The organism is Euzebya rosea (assembly GCF_003073135.1).
Lineage (GTDB): Bacteria > Actinomycetota > Nitriliruptoria > Euzebyales > Euzebyaceae > Euzebya > Euzebya rosea.
Window position 1 is genome coordinate 75885 of record NZ_PGDQ01000004.1, and the last position, 20995, is coordinate 96879.

Below are 20995 nucleotides of genomic sequence, written 5' to 3' on the forward strand. Positions count from 1 at the left end.
ACAGGAGCCGTGAGCGCGGCGCCAGGAGAGCAGGGCGTCGCGCTAGGCGACGGAAGACGCCGAAGCTGGCATCCGGCGACGATTGTAGGGACGGGGGCACGGGTGCACCGCTGGCTACAACTGTCGCCGGTCGCCAGTGACGCGAGACAGGCGTCAGGCGACGATTGTGGTGATGGGTGCGTGGGTGCACCGCTCGCTACAACTGTGGCCGAACGCCAATCGTGCCGACCCTGCCCACGCGCTCGACCCGGCCCACGCGCTCGACCCGGCCCACGCGCTCGACCCGGCCTGCCCCGACCCGGCGCACGGCCGGCCCCGAGCCGCTAGCCCTGGTGGGGGTAGCGCCAGTCGGTCGGGGGGACGAAGGTCTCCTTGATCGACCGGGGGCTGACCCAGCGCAGAAGGTTGAGGGCCGAGCCGGCCTTGTCGTTGGTGCCCGAGGCCCTCGCGCCACCGAAGGGCTGCTGGCCGACGACCGCGCCGGTCGGCTTGTCGTTGATGTAGAAGTTGCCGGCCGCGTGGCGCAGGCGGGTCAGGGCGTCGTCGACCGCCGAGCGGTCGGTGGCGAACACCGCACCGGTCAGGGCGTAGGGGGAGGAGGAGTCCACCAGGTCGAGGGTGTCCTCCCACCGGGCGTCGTCGTAGACGTGGACGGTGAGGACCGGCCCGAACAGCTCGCGGACCATGGTGTCGCTCGTCGGGTCCTCGGTGACCAGCACCGTCGGGTCGACGAACCACCCGTCGCTGGCGTCCGCACCCCCGCCGACCAGGACCTTGGCCCCCGCGTCGGTCGCACCGGCGATGGCCTGGGTCAGCCGGTCGTGGGCGACCTTGTCGATGACGGCGCCGAAGAACGTCGACAGGTCCGCGCCGACGTCGCCGACGGAGATCTCCTCGGCCATCGTGGCCAGCGGCTCGCGCACGGCCGGCCACATCGACGCCGGGATGTAGGCGCGGCTGGCCGCCGAGCACTTCTGCCCCTGGTACTCGAACGCGCCACGCCCGAGTCCCACGGCGACCGCGAGCGGGTCGGCGGACGGGTGGGCGATCACGAAGTCCTTGCCGCCTGTCTCGGCGACGATCCGCGGGTAGGAGCGGTAGGTGTCGATGTTGGCGCCGGTGCGCTGCCACAGCTGCTTGAACACCGTCGTCGACCCGGTGAAGTGCAGTCCGCCGAAGTCGCGGTGGGACATGCACACCTCCGACACCATGGCGCCGTCGCCGTGGACGAGGTTGATGACCCCGTCGGGCAGGCCGGCGGCCCGGAACAGGTCCATCGTCAGCTGGGCGGCGTAGGCCTGCTTCTCCGACGGCTTCCACACGACCGTGCAGCCCATGATGGCGGGGGCCGCGGGCAGGTTGCCGGCGATGGCGGTGAAGTTGAACGGTGTGAGCGCCAGGACGAAGCCCTCGAGCGGCCGGTGGTCGGTCCGGTTCCAGATGCCCGCCGAGGAGATGGGCTGCTCGGCGTGGATCTGCTCGGCGAACGCACAGTTGAAGCGCAGGAAGTCGATCAACTCGGCGGCCGCGTCGATCTCGGCCTGGTACACCGACTTGGACTGTCCGAGGATCGTGGCGGCGTTCAGCCGGTCGCGCCACGGCCCGCTGAGCAGGTCCGCCGCCCGCAGGAACACGGCCAGCCGGTCGGCCAGGGGCGTGGCGGCCCAGTCGTGGGCAGCCTCCCCGGCCGCGTCGATGGCCGCCGTGACGTCGTCGCGACCGGCCGCATGCACGGTGGCCAGCGACAGGCCGTGGTCGTGCGGTGCGGTGACGGTGAAGGTCGTCCCCGTCGACACGTCACGGCTGCCGATGCGCATGGGGGCGTCGATCGGCCCGGCGCTGCGCATCGCGGCGATCGTCGACTCCAGTGACGCCCGTTCGGGGCTGCCGGGCGCGTAGCCGCGAAGGGGTTCGTTGACGGGCGTGGGAACGGAGAATCGTCCGCTGGCGTTCACCTGGCTCATGGCCTGCACGGTAGCCGAGCAGGGCCGATCCCGTCAGGGGGAGTCGACGTTGGCCGGCGCTACTGGATGGCCTGCACGGCCTTGTCGGTCAGGTCCTGCAGGCGGTCGATGAGCAGGGCCCGGACCAGGTGCTCGACGTCGGGCGAGATGTCGCCGACCCCGCCACGCGCCATCCGTTCGAGGATGCGTGCCTGGAGGACGTACAGGTCCTCCAGGGTGGACTGGACCTCGGGGCTCCAGGGCTGGTCGGGGACCAGCAGCGTGGTCCAGCGGGTCAGCACCTCACCCTCGGTTTCCTCCAGGCTGATCACGCGGCCGGCCGCGTTGTCGGACAGCGCACGTTGGAGGTCGCTGCACCTGTCGCGCAGGAAGGCGACGTCGGCGGCGTTGGAGGCGGGGTTTCGGCGGAGGAGCACAGTCATGTCACACCTTGTAGTGCGGATTCACTCTTAGTGATTCGTATCGGCACGTGCAGGCCAAACCCTTACGGTCGAATATGGCTCGAATGCCAGAACTTCCCGAAGTCGAGAGCGTCCGGCGCCAGCTCGCGCCCAGACTGGTGGGCAGGAGGGTCTCACGGGTGACCGTTGACCCGGCCATGCCGCGGTACGACCGGCCACGGGATGCCGAGGGCGGACGGATCGATGACCTCCGACGCCGGGGCAAGTACCTGATCGCCGACCTCGACACCGACCGGGACCTGATCCTCCACTTGGGGATGACCGGGATCCTCCGCTGGCGGGGCGAGGACGGCTGGGACGGCAGCGATGCCTACGTCCGGGCGACGGTCGAGCTCGACGACGGGTCGGTGCTGGACTTCCGTGACGTCCGGCGGTTCGGCACCTTCGTCGTCACGCCGGCAGGGGACCACTCGGGCCTGCCCACGCTCGCGTCGCTGGGCCCCGAACCCCTGTCCGGGGCGTTCACCCGTGACGGCTTCCATCGCGCGTTGTCGTCGACGCGACAGCAGGTCAAGCCGTTCCTGCTGTCCCAGCGCCCCGTCGCCGGCGTCGGCAACATCTACGCCGACGAGGCCCTGTGGCGAGCCCGGATCCGCCCGACGGCCCGGCGAGTCGGCCGGGAACGGTCCGACCGCCTGTGGCATGCCATCCGCACGGTCCTCGCCGAGTCCATCGAGCGGGAGGGCACCACGTTCCGCGACTACCAGATGGTCAACGGCGAGTCGGGCCGCAACGCCGACTTCCTCGTCGCCTACGGCCAGGGCGGGCGCCCCTGTCCACGCTGCGGTGAACCGATGCGCAAGGGTGTGGTCGGCGGTCGCGGCACCACCTGGTGCGCGCGATGCCAGCGATGACCGACGACGTCACCCTCTCCAGCGTCCTGCGCGACCCGAAGCTGGTGGTCGACACGGTCGCGCCGACCCTCCTGTTCGCGGTCCTGGCCGTCCTCGCCCCGCTGCCCGTCGCTGCGGGTGCCGCCCTCGCGTGGTGTGGGGTGGTCGTCGCCGTCCGTCGACGCCGCGACCAGTCCCTCGTGCACGCCGTGTCCGGTCTGGGTGGCGTCGTGGCCGGTGTGGCCGTGGCGCTGTTCAGCGGCGAGGCCGTCGGCTTCTTCGTGCCCGGCATCGTGGGCAACCTCGTCTTCGGGGTCCTGTGCCTGCTGAGCATCCCGTTCGGTCGTCCCGCCGTCGCCTACACGAGCGCCGCCCTCGTTCGATGGCCGCTGGAGTGGTACTGGCACCCACGGGTCCGGCCCGCCTACAGCGAGGTGACGGTCGTGTGGGCCCTCTACTACCTGGGGAAGGGCGGCTGGCAGGCCATGCTGCTCCGGGGCGGTGACCTTGCCGGGCTGACGACCGTCAGGCTGGTGACGGGATGGCCGGGGCTCGCCGCGCTGATTGCCGCAACGTGGGCCTACGTGACGTGGCGCCTGCGGACGCTCGACGCCCCCGACGTCGAGGCGTTCCGGTCCGGACACGACGAAGCCGGCGCCACGAAGGCGCCGGCTCCGACGGAGGACGAAGGGGACTAGAGCCCGCCGGAGGTCCTGACGCTGTCGATCAGGCCGTACTCCACGGACTCCTCGGCGCTGAGCCAGAAGTCGCGGAGGGTGTCCTTCTCGACCTGCTCCAGGGACTTGCCGGAGCGCTCGGCGAGGATCTCGTTGATCCGGTTGCGCATGAAGGTCATCTGCTGCGCCTGGATCTGGATGTCCGACGCCTGGCCGCGGGCACCACCGAGGGGCTGGTGGATCATGATCCGCGAGTTGGGGGTGGCCGACCGGGTACCGGTGCCGGTGGCCAGCAGGAAGGCGCCGGCCGAGGCCGCCATGCCCACGCAGACCGTGTTGACCTTGGCGTTGATGAGGTGCATGACGTCGTACATCGCGAACATGCCGCTGATCACTCCACCGGGGGAGTTGATGTACATCGTGATGTCCTCGTCGGAGTCCGAGCCGAGGGCAAGGAGTTGGGCGACGATCTCGTCGGCCTTCGTGTCCTCGATGGGTCCACGCAGGTACAGCACGCGGTTGTCGTAGAGCTTCTTGAAGGGGTTCTGCGACAGTGCCGCCGCGAGAAGGGTGTCCTTCTCCTCCTTCGTCTCCTCGTCACCGTCGTCGGACCGGGGCGTCAGACCCCAGTACGTGTCGGAGGAACCTGCGTTGACGCTCATTCGTCGCATCCTTGGTCGCGAGCCGTTACCAACCGGGCACACCGGCGGGCGCACAGCGTAATGGCCTGCGGCCCGGATCGCTTGCCTTCCGTTCTGCCCGACGCCGGCCCGAGCGCGTGGGTTACGCTGCCGACCGCGGGCACGACAGGGAGGTCCTGGTTGGAGAGGGGCGGTTCTCGCACACTGGCGCGTGGTCTGTCGGTACTGCGTGCGCTGGGCCAACGCGACGAGGGCGCGACCGTGGCCGAGCTGTCCGTGGCCACGTCCCTGGACCGTGCCGTGCTGTACCGGCTGCTGGAGACCCTGTGCGAGCAGGGGTTCGCGGTGCGCGACGAGGGCAGCCGTCGGTACCACCTCGGCGTGGCGCTGGTCGAGCTCGGTGCCCGGGCGGGCCGGGGACTGGAGGTCAGCCGGTTGGCGACCCCGGGCATGCGCACCCTGATGGAGGCGTGCAACGAAGCGGTGTGCCTGGGCGTGCGCGACGGCGACGACCTGGTGGTCGTGGACCGTGTCGAGCCGCAGGGCCTGTTCGTCCGCGTGTCCTACGGGGTGGGGTTCCGGCATCCGCTGCTGACCGGCGCGCACGGGCGGGCGCTGGCAGCCCACCTGGCGGAGGAGGACCGCTCCGCGCTCAGCGACGACGACGACGTCCTCGCTGCACTCGAGTCGGTCAGGATCCGCGGCTACGCGGTGTCCAACGGCGAGCTGGAGACCGGCACCACGGGAGTGGCCGCACCGATCCGTGACCGCTCGGGCACCGCGGTCGCGTCGCTGGGCGTGGTGGCCCCGACACCGAGGGTGCCCGAGCCGGATCGGCTGGCCCCGCTGGTGGTGGAGGTCACCACCGAGATCAGCCGGCGGCTCGGCTGGGACGGCTGATCGGTCGGGCGGTCAGGACGGTCAACCGCCGGGCGGGCCGAAGACCTGCACGGCCAGCAGCACACCCACGGCGAGCCCGCCGAGGATCGGCAGGACCCACGCGAGGATCGCAGCCATGGCGCTGCGCTCGCGTACGACCGGCTCCTCCTCGTAGTGCTCCTCGCCCTCCACGTAGACGTCGGCGTCGTCGGTGAACACGGGAGCGGCGTCGCCGGTCCGTTCGACCGGGGCGGCCGTGCCGAACGGCGCGGCCGGGTCCGGGGCAGGCCCGTCAGCCTCGCCGTCGAGGGCCTGCAGCGCGGCGTAGGGGCCGGTCGCCGCAGGTGCATCGCCTGCGGGCGAGGGGGGTTCGTCGAGCTCGTCGAGGCCCGCGAAGGGATCGTCGTCCTCGTGGTCGCCGGCCAGGATGTCGGACAGCCGCAGCTCGGCGGTGTCACCGGGTGTGGGCGTCCAGTCGGCGTCGGCGCTGGCATCGGCAGGATCCGCGGTCGTGGCCGCGGGCAGGTCGGCGGTGTCGGCGACCGCATCGGATCCGGCCACCACGACCGGGCCGCCGACGACGGGGGACGCCTCGTCGAGGTCGGTGAAGGGGTCGTCGTCCTCGCCGTCCTCCTCGACCGGAGCCGGGGCGGTCGAGGCATCGAGGTCAACGGCAGGTGCGTCGAACGGGGCCGGGTCCGGCATGTCGGCCGGATTGTCGGCGGCCGGCGCCTCGTCCAGCGGCATGCCGGCCAGCGACTCGACGTCGGGGGAGTCCGTCGCGTCCGCGACAGGGGTCGGCATCGCGGCGGGTTCCGCCGCGGGCGGCGGGGTGCTGGCGGCGGTGACGGCCCCCGTGGCGGTCAGGACCTGCACGAGCACCCGCTGGCCCATGTCGGGGGTGGCGGGAAGGCCCTCGATGCGCCGACGTCCCCGGCGAACGGCGCGCGACCGGGCGGCACAGCCCGCGCGCTCCTCGATGGCGGTCTCCACGGCCGCGGCGGATCCCGTGTCGGCCACGCCGAGGCACCAGTCGCCGAGGGCGGACAGGTCCGCGCATGGGTCCTCGGTCGCCGCGGTGCGATCACCGGAGGAGGTCTCGGGGCCGGCCAGGGCGAGCAGTGCACGGGCCAGCGCGTCGCTGGCACCCGGGTCCTGTGCGGTGGTGGCCACGCCCTTGTCGTGGGTCAGCAGCAGCGCGCGACGTTCGTCGTCGGGCAGCTCGGCGATGGCCCGCTCGGCTGCGTCGAGGAACCGCAGGTCGGGAGCCGGCAGGTCGGGGAGCAACCCGGATGCCGAGGGCGAGGCAGGGGCTCGGCCGTCGGCACGCAGCCGTTCGGCGGAGATCGCCCATGTCGTCCGGCGTGCCCATCCCTCCAGCGGCCCGGCGTCGGGCGGGGAGATCCACAGCTGCGTGAAGACGGCCTGCAGCACCTCCTCGACCTCGGCGGCACCGGGCACGAGCCGGCGGGCCACGGCGTGGGCAGCCGGAACGAGCCGGTGGTACGCCTCGGCCAGCGCCAGCGGCTGTCCAGCCCTGATGCCGTCGAGGAGTTCGGGCTCGGCCGCCCGCCGGAAGTCCTGCTCGTGTGGGTTCGCCATCCCCACGACTGTAGAACCAAGACCTGCGGCCGTGTGGCATGTCCCCCGGCCGGCGGGGCAGTCCGGTGACCGAAATGTGCAGCTCGGGCCGGACCGCGGCAAAGGTGCACGAGCGGTTCGCCTGCTCGTGCAGCTCGAACGGCCCCACGGCCGAGCTGCACATTTCGTGGTGGGGGCACGGCCCGTTCCCGCGGGGCCAGCGGGTCAGGTGCAGCCGGCGTGCCCGCGGGTCTAGCGGGTCAGGTGCACCCGCTGGCGTCGGCCGGCCCAGACGGGGTCGGGATCGGGGAAGTCGGTGCGGAAGTGGGTGCCCCGCGACTCGGTGCGACGCAGGGCGCTGTCGACGATCGCGCGGGCCGACACCAGCATGCTGCCCAGCTCCAGGGCGTCGCGGACCATGGGTGGGTTCGGCCCACCCCAGGCCCGGTACGCGGCCGCCCGCAGGTCGTCGATGACCTGCCCCAGCTTCTGCAGGCCCTCGGCGTCGCGGATGGCGCCACCACCGAGGCTCATCGCGGTCCGCAAGTCCGTGCGTTCGCTGCCGTCGGCCGTCACGGGGGAGTCGGCGCCGGCGGCCGGCGGCTCGGGGTCGTGCGCCACTCGTGTGCCGTCCAGCCGGGCGGCCATGTCGAGCGCCGCCCGGTGGGCGAACACACACGACTGGGCGAGGGAGTTGCCGGCCATGCGGTTGGCGCCGTGGACCCCGGACGAGGCGGCCTCGCCGGCGGCGTACAGGCCCGGCACGGAGGTCCGGCCGTGCAGGTCGGTGGCGACGCCGCCGATCATGTAGTGCTCGCAGGGTTCGACCGGCACCGGCTCGGTCGCCAGGTCGAAGCCGTACGTCCGGGCCCCGGTCAGCACCGTCGGGAACTCCTCGGCCAGCTGGTGGTCGGGGATCATCCGGGCGTCCAGCCACGCGCCGCCCGGCTGGTCGAGGATCGCCTTGGCCACGACGTGGCGGGGGGCCAGCTCGGCGTCGGGGTGGCGGTCCAGCATGAAGCGGTTGCCGTCGGCGTCCAGCAGGTGGGCCCCCGCACCGCGCAGCGCCTCGGTCAGCAGGAACCGCTGGAACCGGCCGTCGGCCGACTTCAGCCCGGTGGGGTGGAACTGCACGAACTCGAGGTCCTGCAGGGCCGCACCGGTCCGGCCGGCCAGCGCCAGGGCGTCTCCGGTGGCCTCGTCCCGGTTGGTGGTGCCCGCGTACAGGCCACCGCACCCGCCGGTCGCGAGCATGACCGCCTGTGCGCGCAGGAGGATCAGGCCGGCGTCCTGCGACGGCGTGGCCATGCCCCCGGCGATCCGGTCGCACAGCAACCAGGCGCCGATGACCGGCTGCTCGGGGGTGGGCGCCAGCGGCAGCTCGACGACCATGCCCTGCAGACGGATCAGGCTGCCGCTGCGGGCCTTCTCGATCGCGGCGTCGCGGAGTGCGCGGAACATCTCCGCCCCGGTGGCGTCGGCGGCCCGGACGGACCGTCCGACCTGCTGCCCGCCCTCTCTGGCCAGGGCAAGGCTGCCGTCGGGTTCGGTGTCGAACACGGCGCCACGTCGACGGAGGTCTGCCACGCGTGCAGGCGTCTCGGTGGCCATCACCGCCACGGCACGGGGATCGGTGTGCCCGTCCCCGGCACGTGCGGTGTCAGCCGCATGCATGGCTGGCGAGTCGTCCGGGCCGACCGCCGCGGCAAGGCCTCCCTGCGCCAGCGGGGTCGAGCCCGACTCGCCGGACACCCCCTTGTCGACGAGGGCAACGGTCAGCTCTGGACGTCGATCGAGCAGGTCGAGCGCGGTCACGAGCCCGGCAACGCCGGACCCGACAACCGCCACATCGACCGCGATCTCGGCTCCGGCTGCGATATGGGAAGGCAAGGCCATCCGGGCCAAGAGTGGCGAACCCGGTGCCTCCCCGCAAGAGTGGGGTCGTGAACAGCAACCCTCGAATGCGCCTGATCGCGGTGATCGGTGCCGTGCTGCTGGTGTCGATCCTCTTCGGTGGGCTCGGCACCGTGCAGTCCGGTGACGAGCTGACCTACTCGGAGTTCCGTGAGCAGGTGGAGTCGGGGAGCGTGGAGTCGGTGGTGTTCACCGGCCAGTCGATCGAGGGCACCTACGTCGAGGGCGCCCGCGAGGACGACGCCACCGCCTTCCGGTCGTTCCTGCCGATCTCGACGGTCGTCGGACTCGGTGAGGTCGAGACGTTCCTGCGCGACAACGGTGTGTCCATCGAGGCGGAGTCCGACACCGGCGGCATCCTCGGCCTGCTGCTCCCGCTGCTGTTCCCCCTCCTGCTGTTCGTGGGCTTCTTCTGGTTCATCAACCGCCAGGCCCGCGGGCAGATGGGTGGCCTGGGCCAGATCGGCAAGTCGACCGGCAAGATCCACAAGACCGACCAGCCGCAGACCACCTTCGGCGACATCGCCGGCTACAAGGAGGTCAAGGAGGAGATCCAGGAGGTCGTGCAGTTCCTGCGTGACCCCTCACGGTTCCGCCAGGCCGGCGCCGAGGTGCCCAAGGGCATGCTCATGGTCGGCCCGCCCGGTACCGGCAAGACCCTGCTGGCGAAGGCCGTCGCCGGCGAGGCCGGTGTCCCGTTCATCTCCGTGACCGGCTCGGACTTCATGGAGATGTTCGTCGGCGTCGGCGCGTCCCGTGTGCGTGACCTGTTCAAGACCGCCCGCGAGAACGCCCCCTCGATCATCTTCATCGACGAGCTCGACTCCATCGGCCGCAAGCGCGGGGCGGGCCTCGGCGGCGGGCACGACGAACGCGAGCAGACCCTCAACCAGCTGCTGGGCGAGATCGACGGTTTCGAGGGCTCCACCGGCGTGGTCATCATGGGCGCGACCAACCGCCCCGACGTCCTCGACCCGGCGCTGACCCGTCCCGGCCGGTTCGACCGGCAGATCGTCGTGCCGCTCCCCACGCTGGAGGAACGCGACCAGATCCTCCGCATCCACATGCGCGGCAAGCCGATCGGTCCCGACGTCGACCCCACCACCATCGCCCGGGGCACGCCCGGCATGGCCGGTGCGGACCTGAAGAACCTGGTCAACGAGGCCGCGCTGATCGCGGTGCGCGAGAACAGCCCCGAGATCCGCATGCAGGACTTCGAGCGGGCCCGCGAACGACAGACCATCGGACGCGAGCGCTCCACGCTGCAGCTGGGGGAGAAGGAGAAGGAGTCCGTCGCCTACCACGAGGGCGGGCACGCCCTGGCGGCCTTCATCGAGGAGGAGGCCGACCCCGTCTACAAGGTCACCGTGCTGCCGGTCGGCATGGCGCTGGGCGTCACCACCCAGCTGCCCGTGGACGAACGGCACATCCACACGCTGTCCTACCTGATCGCCAAGCTCCGCGTGATGCTCGGTGGTCGTGCGGCCGAGCTGGTGGCGCTGGGACAGCCGACGACGGGTGCGTCCAACGACCTGCTGCAGGCCACCAAGCTGGCCCGCGCGATCGTGCGCGACTTCGGCATGACCGAGGCCGTCGGTCCGGTCGGCTACGGCGAGGACCGTCCGGTCTTCCTCGGTGAGGAGCTCGGCCGCGGCCACGCCTACTCCGACAACTTCGCCGAGGCCGTCGACGTCGAGGCCCACCGCATCCTCTCCACCAACCTGGAGTACCTCGTCGAGCAGTTCGAGGCGCTCCGGCCGGGGCTGGACCGCATGGCCGAGCTGCTGGTGGAGAAGGAGGCCATCTCCGGCGAGGAGGCCCTGGCTGCGGTGCGGGCCGGCCTGCCTGCGGACAAGCAGGCCCTGCTGGTCGGCACGGCGTCCAAGGTCAAGGTCGCCAACTCCAGCAACGGGCACGTGCCGGTCGGGTCGGGTGTGCCGGTCAACGAGCCGGTCCGCGAGCCCCTGCCCGGCGGCCACAACGGCCGTCCGCCGGTGGGCAACGGCGGCCCTGCCCGGGTGCCGAACGGACCGGGCTCGACCCCGCCGCCCCCACCCATGCCGCCGCCCCGCTGAGGCGTTCTGCCGTGACGCAGCGGGCCCGATACGCTCCGCGATCGTGATCGGCATCATCGGCGGCACCGGGCCGCAAGGAAGAGGGCTGGCCTACCGCCTCGCGCGGGCCGGCGTCGACGTGCTCATCGGGTCGCGGGACCCCGAGCGGGGCATGGCCGCGGCCGAGGAGGTCCGCCGCCTCGTCGGCGACGACGTGTCCGTGCAGGGCGCCGGCAACGCCGACCTGCCGGGCCGGGCCGACATGCTGCTGGTCACCGTGCCCTACGAGGGCCTGGCGTCCACCCTGCGTCCGCTGGCCGAGCAGGTCGGCGACATGATCGTGATGTCGGCGGTCAACAAGCTCAGCTTCGCCGGTGGTCCCCAGGCGCTGCCGGTCGAGGCCGGGTCCTCGGCGGAGGAGGTGGCACGCCTGCTGCCCGCGGCGCGTGTCACGACGGCGTTCAACAACGTCTCCGCCACGCACCTGCGCAACGCCGAGCACGTCTTCGACGAGGACGTGCTGGTCTGCGGCGACGACGACGATGCGGTGAAGCGAACCGTCGAGGTGGCCTCCCGGGTCGACGGCCTCCGCGGTGTCTCGTGCGGCCCCCTCCGGCTGGCGTTCACGATCGAGGCCATGACCGCGGTCGTCATCTCCGTCAACGCCACCCACGGCGTCACCGCCGGCCTGCGGATCACCGGCCTGTAGCGTCAGCCGCTCGGCGGCGCCGTCCCCGTGGCCGTGAAGAAGGCCGCGGCCTTGGTCATCGCTTCCTCCCACTCGGCGTCGCGGTCGGAGTCCACCACGATGCCCCCGCCCGTGCCGTACCACGCCCACCCGTCGTGCAGGACGGCGGTGCGGATCGCGACCGACAGGTCCACCAGGCCGGGGGCCACGACCCCGATCGCGCCGCAGTAGACCCCGCGACGCCACGGTTCGACCAGCCGGGTGCGGGCGACGGCCATGCGCTTGGGTGCCCCGGTCACCGAGCCGCAGGGGAACAGGGCCGTCAGCACGTCACGCAGCCCGAGGTCGGCGCGGACGGTGCCCAGCACGGTGCTGGTCAGGTGCCAGACGGTCGGGTGGGCCTCCAGCTCCATCAGCTGGGGGACCCGGACCGAGCCGACCTCGCAGATCCGCCCGAGGTCGTTGCGCTCGAGGTCGACGATCATCACGTGCTCGGCCCCGTCCTTGGTGGCCGTCCGCAGGTCCTCCGCGAGCGCCCGGTCCACCACCGGGTCCTCGGCCCGCCGCCGGGTCCCCTTGATGGGGCGGATCGTCGCCCGGCGGCCGTCCATGCGGAGGAACGTCTCGGGCGACACCGATGCGATCGTGGCGCCGGGGGCGTGCACGAAGGCCGCGTGGTCCGCGCTCGGGCTGGCGCCGAACAGGCGTCGGGCCAGCGCCCGGGGCGAGCCGTCCCACCGCGCGCCGACGTGGAGGGTCAGGTTGACCTGGTAGACGTCGCCGTCGGCGATCCAGTCCTGAATCCGGGCGACCGCCGCACCGTGCTGGGCGCGGGACAGCGTCGTGCGGGCCGGCACCGGGCCGTCGGTCCGCTCGGCCCGTGACCGTGCGGGGACGCGTCCGCGGGCGGCAGCCGTCGACAGCAGCATGTGGGCCCGGTCGGCGTCCGCCGCGGACTCGCCCGTCACCCACCAGCGACCGTCGGGTGACTGGCAGGCGGCATGGGTGTAGCGGCCGAACCACAACGGGGGGAGCGGGGCCGGTGCCGGCCGCTCGTCGACGGTGTCGAGGTCCAGGAGGGCTGCGGAGGCGTCGTCGGTCACGAACCCCAGCAGGCCGTGGGTGAACGGCGGCCCCTCCGCCGCCGGTCCCGCCCACCCGAGCATGTCGGCGGCCCGGTCCAGCGCCCGGCCATCGGTCACCGCGTCGACCGGATCGGCCACGGCCACCTCCCAGCCACGGACACGCACGAGTGCGCCGTGCCTGGACGGGTCGCTCGGGACCACGGTCACCGGGTGACCGGGATCGGGGCCGGTGTAGGGACGGAGGACGGTCATCGGTCGGGACACCTTAGTGGCCGCGGAGCACGACACCTCGGCGGCCCGGCAGGAGACCGGGCGGACGGCGTCGAACAGTGAAGAAGTGGAGCGACCCATCACATCGGTCGCCCAGAGCCCCGAGGTACCGCGATGACGTCCACGTACACCCCCTCACCCCGTGCTGTGCGGCGCGGCGTCGCAATGGTCGTGCTGGCCGGGTTGCTGCTGGCCGTACCGGGCACGACCGCACCGCCGGCCGAGGCCGAGACGCCGGCGCTCGCGGTGCCCTACCAGCTGGTCGTCGACCGCGACGTCCACGATCGGCTGCCCAGCCCCGAGGACCGCTACGCCCTCGCCGGTGGGTGCTACACGATGCGGGCCGACGACGGGACCTGGGTTGCCCGTGACGACGCGATGATCGTCGACGGGGCGGAGGGCGACGCCGTGCCCTTCCACTTCCAGCCGACCCGCCTCGGTGAGTACCTGATCGCGGCCAACGAGGGTCCGGACACCTCCGTGGAGGGGGCGTGGTGGGACGTGCGGTCCTACCTGTCCCAGCTCGGCGTCGGGACCTCCGCACAGCCGGGGCTCCCGGGCGTCACGGTCAGCGTGCAGCCGATCCTGGCCGACGCACCCTCGGCCGCGGCGGAGTGGACCATCACCGCGGTCGGGGACGACCCCGACGCCCGCGACGAACACGGCCAGGCCTACGAGGTCGCCTCCCCCGACGGCATCGCCCTCGGTACCTACACCTTCCACCACGTCGCCGACGACGACCCCACCGACGACGACCCCAACGGGACGGCCTGCGCGGACTGGCCCGAGGTCGACACCAACACCGAGGGTCGTCCCGACGCCAACCCGGCCGGACCCGCGGCCGAGGTCCGGGGCTTCTTCGAGTCCCACGTCCACGGGATGGCCTTCGAGTTCCTCGGCGGCGAGGCACGGTGCGGGCGTCCTTGGCACCCCTACGGCGTCGAGTACGCCCTGGTCGACTGCGAGGACCACGCCGCCGGTGGACGCGGTGCGGTCCTGGAGGTCGCGGTCTCCGGTGGCGATCCGGTCAACGGGCACGACACCGTCGGCTGGCCCACGTTCGGCTACTGGCCGGCCCACGACTCCCTGACCCACGAGCAGTACTACTGGCGTTGGCTGGAACGGGCGTACCTGGGCGGCCTGCGCCTGAGCGTCAACCTGTTCGTCGACAACACCGCCCTGTGCGAGATCTACCCGGTCAAGCGGAACTCCTGCAACGAGATGGACGGGGTGCGCCTGCAGGCCCAGCGGCTGTTCGAGCTGCAGGACTACATCGACGCCCAGTCCGGCGGCCCGGGGGAGGGGTGGCTGCGCATCGTGACCGACCCGACCCAGGCGCGGGAGGTCATCAACGCCGGTCGGCTGGCGGTCGTCATGGGCATCGAGGTGTCGGAGCTCTTCGACTGCAGCGAGTTCCTCGACCAGCCCAACTGCACCGCCGACCAGATCGACCAGCGGCTGGAGGAGGTCCACGACATGGGCATCCGTCAGATGGAGCTGGTGAACAAGTTCGACAACGCCCTGTCCGGCGTCACCGGTGACGGCGGGGCCACCGGCGTCCTCGTGAACTGGCTGGGCCAGCGCTGGACGAGCGGGCACTACTGGGACATGCAGACCTGCGCCCCGACCGAGGCAGGCCACAGCCACGAACACGACAAGACGCAGGTCAACGTCGCCGACGACCTGCCCGACGGCGGCCACGACGAGGTCGACGTCCTGGCCGGCGCCATCCTCGAGCAGTTCGCCCCGACACGGGGCTACGCCGCACCCGCCTACCCGGCCGGTCCGCACTGCAACACCCGCGGCCTCACCCCGCTTGGCGAACACCTCATCACCGAGATGGTCGCCCGCGGCATGGTCGTCGACCCCGACCACATGAGCGCCGCCGCCCAGCGAGCCGCCCTCGACCTGATCCAGGACGTCATCATCCCCGCAGAGCACGAGCGGGCCCACGCCGAGGGCCGGGCGCCGATCCAGCCGTCGCTGATCTCCAGCCACAGCTGGGGCAACGACGAGATCTACCAGCGCATCTACGTCCTCGACGGCGTCATCGGCTCCCGCACCGCCTCGGCCGACCGGTTCGTCGACTACTGGGCGCAGCGCCGCGGATGGGCGGCGACGCTCGCCCCCGCCGACAGCCTGTTCGGGCTGGGCTACGGCGCCGACACCAACGGCCTGGGCGGCCAGCCCGGACCACGCTCCAACCCCGCGGTCCCGCTGGACTACGAGGGTGGCATCGATGCGCCGATCGGTGGGGTCACCATCCACCAGCAGACCTCGGGCGTCCGGACCTACGACGTGTCGGTCGACGGGGTCGCCCACTACGGCCTGTTCGCCGACTGGTTCGCCGAGCTCGCCCTCGCCGCCGACGAGGCGCGGCCCGACCTCGGTGGTGGGCAGGCCATCATCGACGACATGCTCAACGGTGCCGAGGCGTACCTCCGGATGTGGGAGCGGGCGACATACGGCAGCAACGACTGCGTCACCGACGGGTCGCACCTGCAGGCCGAGGACCTGCATGCCCTCGTCGGCGGTAACGTCGAGGCGTTCCTGTCCGCCGTCGGCCAGCCGATGGACCGCGACGGTGCGGCCTACACCTACTGCGCCACCGACGACGTCGGCCACCCCGTGCAGGCACGGGTCACCTTCGGCGCCGACGGCCGTGTGGCCGCGGTCGACGCCACCCCCGTCTGGGACCTTCCGCCCGAGTAGCGCTCGCCGTCGATGACCGCGCGGGGGGCCGGCCCGGCTACGGTGTGCGGCGATGAAGGTCTACACCAAGCGCGGCGACGACGGCACGACCGGCCTGCTCTACGGCGGCCGGGTCGACAAGGACGATCTGCGGACCGGTGCCTACGGCACCACCGACGAGGCGGTCAGCGCCCTGGGCATGGCCCGGGCCGCGCTGGCGCCCGACACCGAGTGGCACGCGGCGGTCCTGGAGGTCCAGCGCGAGCTGTTCGTCGTCGGGGCGCAGCTGGCCACCCACGTCGACCACTGGCCCAAGCTGGCCGAGGGCGTCAGCAGGGCCACCCCGGCGATGACCGAGGAGCTGGAACGGCGCATCGACGCGCTGACCGACCGCTACCCGCTGCCCCAGGAGTTCGTCGTGCCCGGTGGCTCGCCGGCCGGCGCCGCCATCGACCTGGCCCGCACCGTTGTCCGCCGGGCCGAGCGGCTGGTCGTGGCCATGCAGCGCGAGGACCTGCTGCCCGACGACAGCCCCCTGCGCTACCTCAACCGACTCAGCGACTACCTCTTCGTGCTGGCCCGCGCCATCGAGGGCGGCGACTACACCCGGACACGCGCATGAGCAGCGACCGCATCGTCTCGCTCGTCCCGTCGGTCACCGACACCCTCGCCCGCGTCGGCGTGGCCGACCGGGTCATCGGTGTCACCACCTACTGCACCCACGGCGCACCGGATGCCGCCGAACGGGTCGGCGGCACCAAGAACCCCGACGTCCAGCGGATCATCGCCCTGCGTCCCGACCTGGTGATCACCAACACCGAGGAGAACCGGCCCGAGGACATCCAGCGGCTGCGCGACGCCGGGCTGACGGTGGAGGAGACCTACCCCCGCACCGTCGCCGACGCCGCGAAGATGACCCGGCGGCTGGGGGAGCTGGTCGACGCCACCGACGTGGCCACCACGCTGGCCGACGCCGTGGACGCAGCGATCGAGGAGGCCCGCGCCGCCGCGCCGACCACCCGGGTCATGTCGCTGACGCTGGTGTGGCGCAAGCCGTGGATGGGGCTGGGCCCCGGGACCTACGCCAGCGACCTGCTGTGGACCTGTGGCTTCGGCAACGTCCTGTCGGGCTACGAGGCGGACTACCCGAAGCTGGAGACGGGCCTGGCGTTCGGCGCCGACGTCGTCCTGCTGCCCAGCGAACCGTACGTGTTCGAGGACAAGGACCTCGAGCCCGTGCGCGAGCTCGCCGGTGACGTGGCCACCCGGTTCGTGGACGGGGAGCTGCTGACCTGGCACGGCCCCCGGACCGCCGACGGGCTGCGCACCTTCAGCGCCCTCGCGGTCGAGCTGGCCGCCGGCATCGCCGGCTGACCAGCCCGTCCACGGTCGTGCCCCGTCGAGCACGACCCGTTGTCAGTACTGGTGCTCCGGGCCCGGGTAGTCGCTGGAGGCGACCTCGGCCTGGAAGGCCTTGGCCGCGTCGACGATCTCGCCGCGAAGGGTCGTGTACTGCTTGACGAAGCGTGGCAACCGGCCGCTGGTCAGGCCGAGGAAGTCGTGGAAGACCAGCACCTGGCCGTCGGTGTCGGCGCCGGCGCCGATACCGATGGTGGGGATGTCCAGCGCCTCGGTGACGCGGGTGCCCAGCGCCGACGGGATGCCCTCCAGCACGAGGGCGAAGGCCCCGGCGTCCTGCAGCGCGACGGCGTCGGCGACCAGCTTGTCGGCCACGGCCGCGTCGCGACCCTGGACCTTGAAGCCGCCGAGCTGGTTGACCGCCTGTGGGGTCAGGCCGAGGTGGCCCATGACGGGGATGCCGGCCTCGACGAGGCGGCGGGTCAGGTCGACCCGCGGACCCTCGAGCTTCACGGCGTTGGCGCCGGCCTCCTTGAGGAAGCGCACGGCGTTCGCGACGGCCTCGTCCTCGCTGCCGTGGTAGCTGCCGAACGGCATGTCACCGACGACCAGCGCCTTCTCGGCACCACGACGGACAGCCCTGGTGTGGTGCAGCATCTCCTCCATCGTCACCTGGACGGTGGAGTCGTAGCCCAGGACCACCATGCCGAGGGAGTCGCCGACGAGCAGCAGGGGCACGCCCGCCTCGTCGAGGATCTGCGCGGCCGAGTAGTCGTAGGCGGTCAGCATGGCGAACTTCTCGCCACGATCCTTGAAGGCCTGGATGTCGAGGATGGACACCGGGCGGTTCTGTGCGTGCACGCTCATGAGCTGCACAACCCCTTTCTCCTGCCAGCCGGGATCGGGCCCGGTCCAGCGGTCGGAATCGCGAACACCCGCAGGGTAACGGCTGCCCGAGGGTGAACGCCATCGCCCGCCCGGGCATTCCCGCGGGCCGATACCCGACCGGCCCGGGCCGCAACGGCCGCACGGGCCGCCCGAGGGGGCGGCCCGTGCGGGACACACGATGGGGGAGGAGGGGCTAGCCCTCGCCTCCCGTGACGGTGATGCGACCCTCGCCGCCCTCGGGGTACTGCTCGGCGGTGATCTCGCCGCCCAGCCCACCGTCGTCGGTGGCGGCGACGATGTAGTCGGCCAGCACCTGCTGGTAGGTGGCGCCCAGGACCTGGAAGTCGTCGTCCAGCGGGTAGCCGTCGCCACCACGTGCCGAGAAGTCCACGATGGTCATGGTGACGGTCGGGGCATCGGCGACGACCTCACCGTCCACGACGAGCGGGGTGCCGTCGGCCAGGCTCAGCTGGCGGACGCGCTCGCCCTCGGTGGTGATGTTGCCGTCCTCGTCCTGGACCTGCGGCTGCTGGTCCAGGTCGACCTCGACCTCGAGGTTGGACAGGTGCAGGAAGGCACCGTTGACACCCTCGATGTCGAAGTAGGCACGCTCGAGCAGCGTCTTGAGCTCCTCGATGGTGAAGTCCTCGAAGGCCGAGACGAAGTTGGAGAACGGCACCATGGAGAAGGTGTCGAGGACGGTGATGTCGCCCGGTCCGATCTCCTCGCCGTCGTGGCGGATGCCGCCACCGTTCTGCACACCGACGAAGATGGCGTCGGTGTCGAGGCCGAAGTCGCCACCCATGGTGGAGGCGAACCAGCGCTGGGAGTCCGCGACCAGGTTGCCGGCGTTGGTCTCGCCGATGCGGATGTCGGGACGGTCACCGTTCAGGCGCACCTCCGAGGTGGCGATGACGTCCTCGGCGAGGCCGTCGACGAACGCCTGGACGGGCTCGTAGACGTCGCTGACGACGGTGGGGTCGGCAGCCACGCCGTCAGGACGCGTCTCGTCGGCGACGCGGACCATGCGGGAGATCTCGTCCACGAACGGACGCGACTCCAGCAGGTTGCCCTCGGCATCGAACAGCAGCTCGAGGCGACCGAGGTAGCCGTAGTTGCCGCTCGTGGTCACCACGGGCACGGCCGAGCCGTCAGCGTCGTCGACCAGGATCGGGTAGCTGTCGAACACGTCGCCCAGGTCACCGGGCAGCAGCGGGTCACCGGCGTCGGCCAGGACCTCGTCACCGCCACCGGCGACGACCGCGTCGACGCCCGTGATCTGGCTGACGAACTCGAGGTCGCCGTCGTCGCCGCCGAGGCCCTGGAGGTGGCTGATCAGGACGATCTTGTCCACGCCCTCGCCGGTGAGGCGGTCGACCTCGGCCTGGGTGATCTCGATGATGTCCTGCAGGACCTCCACGTTGCGGGGGGAGGAGATGGCGGCCAGTCCGGGGGTGGTCAGGCCGATGATGCCGACCTGCGAGTCGCCGGTGTCCACCACGGTGGACGGGGCGATGCGGCCGGCGTCGACCAGCGCCTGCAGGCCGGGCTCTGCGGAGAAGTCCAGGTTGGCGGACAGGAACGGCGGCGGGGTGTCACCGGTGAAGGAGGTGATGAACCGCTCGGTCACGTCCGGGCCGAAGTCGAAGTCGTGGTTGCCCAGGTCCAGCGCGTCGTAGTTCATCAGCGACAGGCCGAGGGCGTCCAGGATGGGGCCCTCCTCGTTGGACAGGGATGCCTGGAACTCGGGGCCGGCGAGGAAGTTGTCGCCGGAGGTGACGGTGACCACGCCGCCGTCCTCGCAGCCCTCGGGCAGCGGGGCGTCCTGCAGGCCGTTGGCAAGGGTGACCATGTTGGCCAGGCCGCCGTAGCCGGCGCTCGACGGGAACAGGTCGGACTCGCCGTCGTTGTGGTGCAGCAGGCGCAGGCAGAACGCGGCCTCCGGGGCCTCGAACGTGCTGGCCCCGTCGATGCCCATCAGGACCTCGTCGGTGAACCGGTTGCCGACGACCACGGTGTCCTCGACGAGGTCGAGGGTCGAGCCGAGGATCTCGAACGCGTCGGCCGACGCGGCCAGGTTCTCGCAGTCGACCATCACGGTCGTCCAGCTGTTGGCGCCGGCGATCGCGGAGGCCGCGAGGCCCTCGACGTAGCTGCAGCCGGGGATGACGAAGCGGGTGGTCGGGACGGCGCCGTGCTCGGACACGGCTTGGTCGTAGGCCGCCACGGACGTGGTGACACGGGTGTCGCCAGCGATGCGGCTGACCTCGCCCTCCTCACCGGCGATGGACGCCGCGACGTCCTCGGAGACCGCGGAGGTGCCACCGACGATCACGCGGGGCGCGTCGGGGTTGGCGGCGATGTAGGCCGCGATCTCCTCGGGCAGGCGCTCGGCGTTGACCGGGAGGATCGGGCTGCCGTCGAGGCCGGCCACGGTGGCGGCGTTGATGGCGTCGGGCCAACCGCGGGCGTCGTCGGCGTGCTCGCCCTCGACGAAGTACAGGGTGGAGGGTCCGCCGGTCGCGGCGTCGAGCTCGTCGGCGACCTCGATGGCGGTCGCGAAGCGGTTGGCGCCGGCGAGACGACGGGTCGTGTGGCCGGCGTCGGCGATCTGGGCCTCGGCGGCCTCGCTCACGGCCTCGACGCCGCCGAGGATGACGACCTCGTCGGGGGCGATGCGGGCGATCTCGGCGAGGACGGCGTCGCTGACGGTGTCACCCTCGACGAAGAGGATGGGTGCGCCGTCGGCAGCGGCGAGCGGGGCTCCGGCCAGCGCGTCGGCGTAGTCGTCGGCGCGGGCGACGAAGACGCGCGGGGCATCCTCGGACACGTAGTCCTGCGACAGCTCTGCCGTGGCGCCGATGGGGTCGGGCTCCGTGCCCTGGCGCACAGCCGCGTCCGACGGACTCGGGACCGCTACCAGCAAGGCAGCGAGCAGGGTTGCGACGAAGGCAACCACGGGAATTCGAACAGCCATGTGAACGGCAACCTTTCGAGATGCTCTCTGGCG

At 72.0% G+C, this 20995-nt stretch carries 16 protein-coding genes; 8 read left to right on the plus strand and 8 right to left on the minus strand.

Features of this window, described 5'->3' with window-relative positions:
- Positions 1 to 323 precede the first annotated feature (323 nt).
- Positions 324 to 1964 (minus strand): L-glutamate gamma-semialdehyde dehydrogenase, encoded by a 1641-nt coding sequence (gene pruA, locus CUC05_RS05380; protein WP_108665395.1) that lies wholly within the window; start codon positions 1962 to 1964, stop codon positions 324 to 326.
- 59 nt (positions 1965 to 2023) lie between these two features.
- On the minus strand, positions 2024 to 2386 hold the full coding sequence (locus tag CUC05_RS05385) for a hypothetical protein (protein ID WP_157965234.1): 363 nt from the start codon (positions 2384 to 2386) through the stop codon (positions 2024 to 2026).
- Positions 2387 to 2469: 83 nt separating this feature from the next.
- On the opposite strand from CUC05_RS05385, the gene mutM reads away from it, so the two are divergent.
- Both mutM and CUC05_RS05395 read left to right on the plus strand, forming a co-directional pair.
- Complete coding sequence (gene mutM, locus CUC05_RS05390) at positions 2470 to 3279, plus strand: bifunctional DNA-formamidopyrimidine glycosylase/DNA-(apurinic or apyrimidinic site) lyase (protein WP_108665062.1); 810 nt, start codon at positions 2470 to 2472, stop codon at positions 3277 to 3279.
- Complete coding sequence (locus tag CUC05_RS05395; RefSeq protein ID WP_157965235.1) at positions 3267 to 3956, plus strand: DUF3159 domain-containing protein; 690 nt, start codon at positions 3267 to 3269, stop codon at positions 3954 to 3956. The genes mutM and CUC05_RS05395 overlap by 13 nt, the downstream gene beginning before the upstream one ends.
- On the opposite strand, the gene CUC05_RS05400 is transcribed toward CUC05_RS05395, so the two are convergent.
- Positions 3953 to 4597, minus strand: a complete 645-nt coding sequence (locus CUC05_RS05400) for a ClpP family protease (RefSeq protein ID WP_108665064.1) — start codon at positions 4595 to 4597, stop codon at positions 3953 to 3955. The two genes, CUC05_RS05395 and CUC05_RS05400, sit on opposite strands and share 4 nt — an antisense overlap.
- Positions 4598 to 4657: 60 nt before the next feature.
- Between CUC05_RS05400 and CUC05_RS05405 the strand changes: the two genes are divergently transcribed.
- Entirely contained in the window at positions 4658 to 5476 is an 819-nt protein-coding gene (locus CUC05_RS05405; RefSeq protein ID WP_108665065.1) for an IclR family transcriptional regulator, read from the plus strand.
- Between the two features lie 21 nt (positions 5477 to 5497).
- Here CUC05_RS05405 and CUC05_RS05410 read toward each other — a convergent pair whose 3' ends face one another.
- Both CUC05_RS05410 and CUC05_RS05415 read right to left on the minus strand, forming a co-directional pair.
- Positions 5498 to 7057 (minus strand): RNA polymerase sigma factor, encoded by a 1560-nt coding sequence (locus CUC05_RS05410; protein WP_108665066.1) that lies wholly within the window; start codon positions 7055 to 7057, stop codon positions 5498 to 5500.
- Positions 7058 to 7288: 231 nt separating this feature from the next.
- On the minus strand, positions 7289 to 8932 hold the full coding sequence (locus tag CUC05_RS05415; protein ID WP_108665067.1) for an L-aspartate oxidase: 1644 nt from the start codon (positions 8930 to 8932) through the stop codon (positions 7289 to 7291).
- Positions 8933 to 8979: 47 nt separating this feature from the next.
- Here CUC05_RS05415 and ftsH point away from each other — a divergent pair, with 47 nt between their 5' ends.
- A complete protein-coding gene (gene ftsH, locus CUC05_RS05420; protein WP_157965236.1) occupies positions 8980 to 11025 on the plus strand; it encodes an ATP-dependent zinc metalloprotease FtsH in 2046 nt (681 codons plus the stop codon).
- Positions 11026 to 11068: 43 nt separating this feature from the next.
- Positions 11069 to 11713 (plus strand): NADPH-dependent F420 reductase, encoded by a 645-nt coding sequence (gene npdG / locus CUC05_RS05425; protein ID WP_157965237.1) that lies wholly within the window; start codon positions 11069 to 11071, stop codon positions 11711 to 11713.
- Between the two features lie 2 nt (positions 11714 to 11715).
- On the opposite strand, the gene CUC05_RS05430 is transcribed toward npdG, so the two are convergent.
- The gene (locus CUC05_RS05430; RefSeq protein ID WP_157965238.1) at positions 11716 to 13029 is read right to left on the minus strand and encodes an anthranilate synthase component I family protein; all 1314 of its coding nucleotides are present in this window, start codon (positions 13027 to 13029) and stop codon (positions 11716 to 11718) included.
- 132 nt (positions 13030 to 13161) lie between these two features.
- Between CUC05_RS05430 and CUC05_RS05435 the strand changes: the two genes are divergently transcribed.
- From CUC05_RS05435 to CUC05_RS05445, 3 genes are read left to right on the plus strand one after another with little or no spacing between them, the layout of a single operon-like run.
- The gene (locus CUC05_RS05435) at positions 13162 to 15759 is read left to right on the plus strand and encodes an amidohydrolase family protein (protein ID WP_157965239.1); all 2598 of its coding nucleotides are present in this window, start codon (positions 13162 to 13164) and stop codon (positions 15757 to 15759) included.
- A gap of 52 nt (positions 15760 to 15811) precedes the next feature.
- Positions 15812 to 16360, plus strand: coding sequence for a cob(I)yrinic acid a,c-diamide adenosyltransferase (locus CUC05_RS05440; RefSeq protein ID WP_108665072.1), 549 nt, complete (start codon positions 15812 to 15814; stop codon positions 16358 to 16360).
- The gene (locus CUC05_RS05445) at positions 16357 to 17112 is read left to right on the plus strand and encodes a helical backbone metal receptor (protein WP_108665073.1); all 756 of its coding nucleotides are present in this window, start codon (positions 16357 to 16359) and stop codon (positions 17110 to 17112) included. Before CUC05_RS05440 ends, CUC05_RS05445 begins: the two co-directional genes overlap by 4 nt.
- A 42-nt stretch (positions 17113 to 17154) precedes the next feature.
- Here the strand turns inward: CUC05_RS05445 and panB are convergent, their stop codons facing one another.
- Positions 17155 to 17964: a 3-methyl-2-oxobutanoate hydroxymethyltransferase gene (gene panB, locus CUC05_RS05455; protein WP_108665396.1), complete on the minus strand. Its 810-nt coding sequence runs from the start codon at positions 17962 to 17964 to the stop codon at positions 17155 to 17157.
- Between the two features lie 214 nt (positions 17965 to 18178).
- On the minus strand, positions 18179 to 20875 hold the full coding sequence (locus CUC05_RS05460) for a cell wall-binding repeat-containing protein (RefSeq protein ID WP_170127925.1): 2697 nt from the start codon (positions 20873 to 20875) through the stop codon (positions 18179 to 18181).
- Positions 20876 to 20995 lie beyond the last annotated feature (120 nt).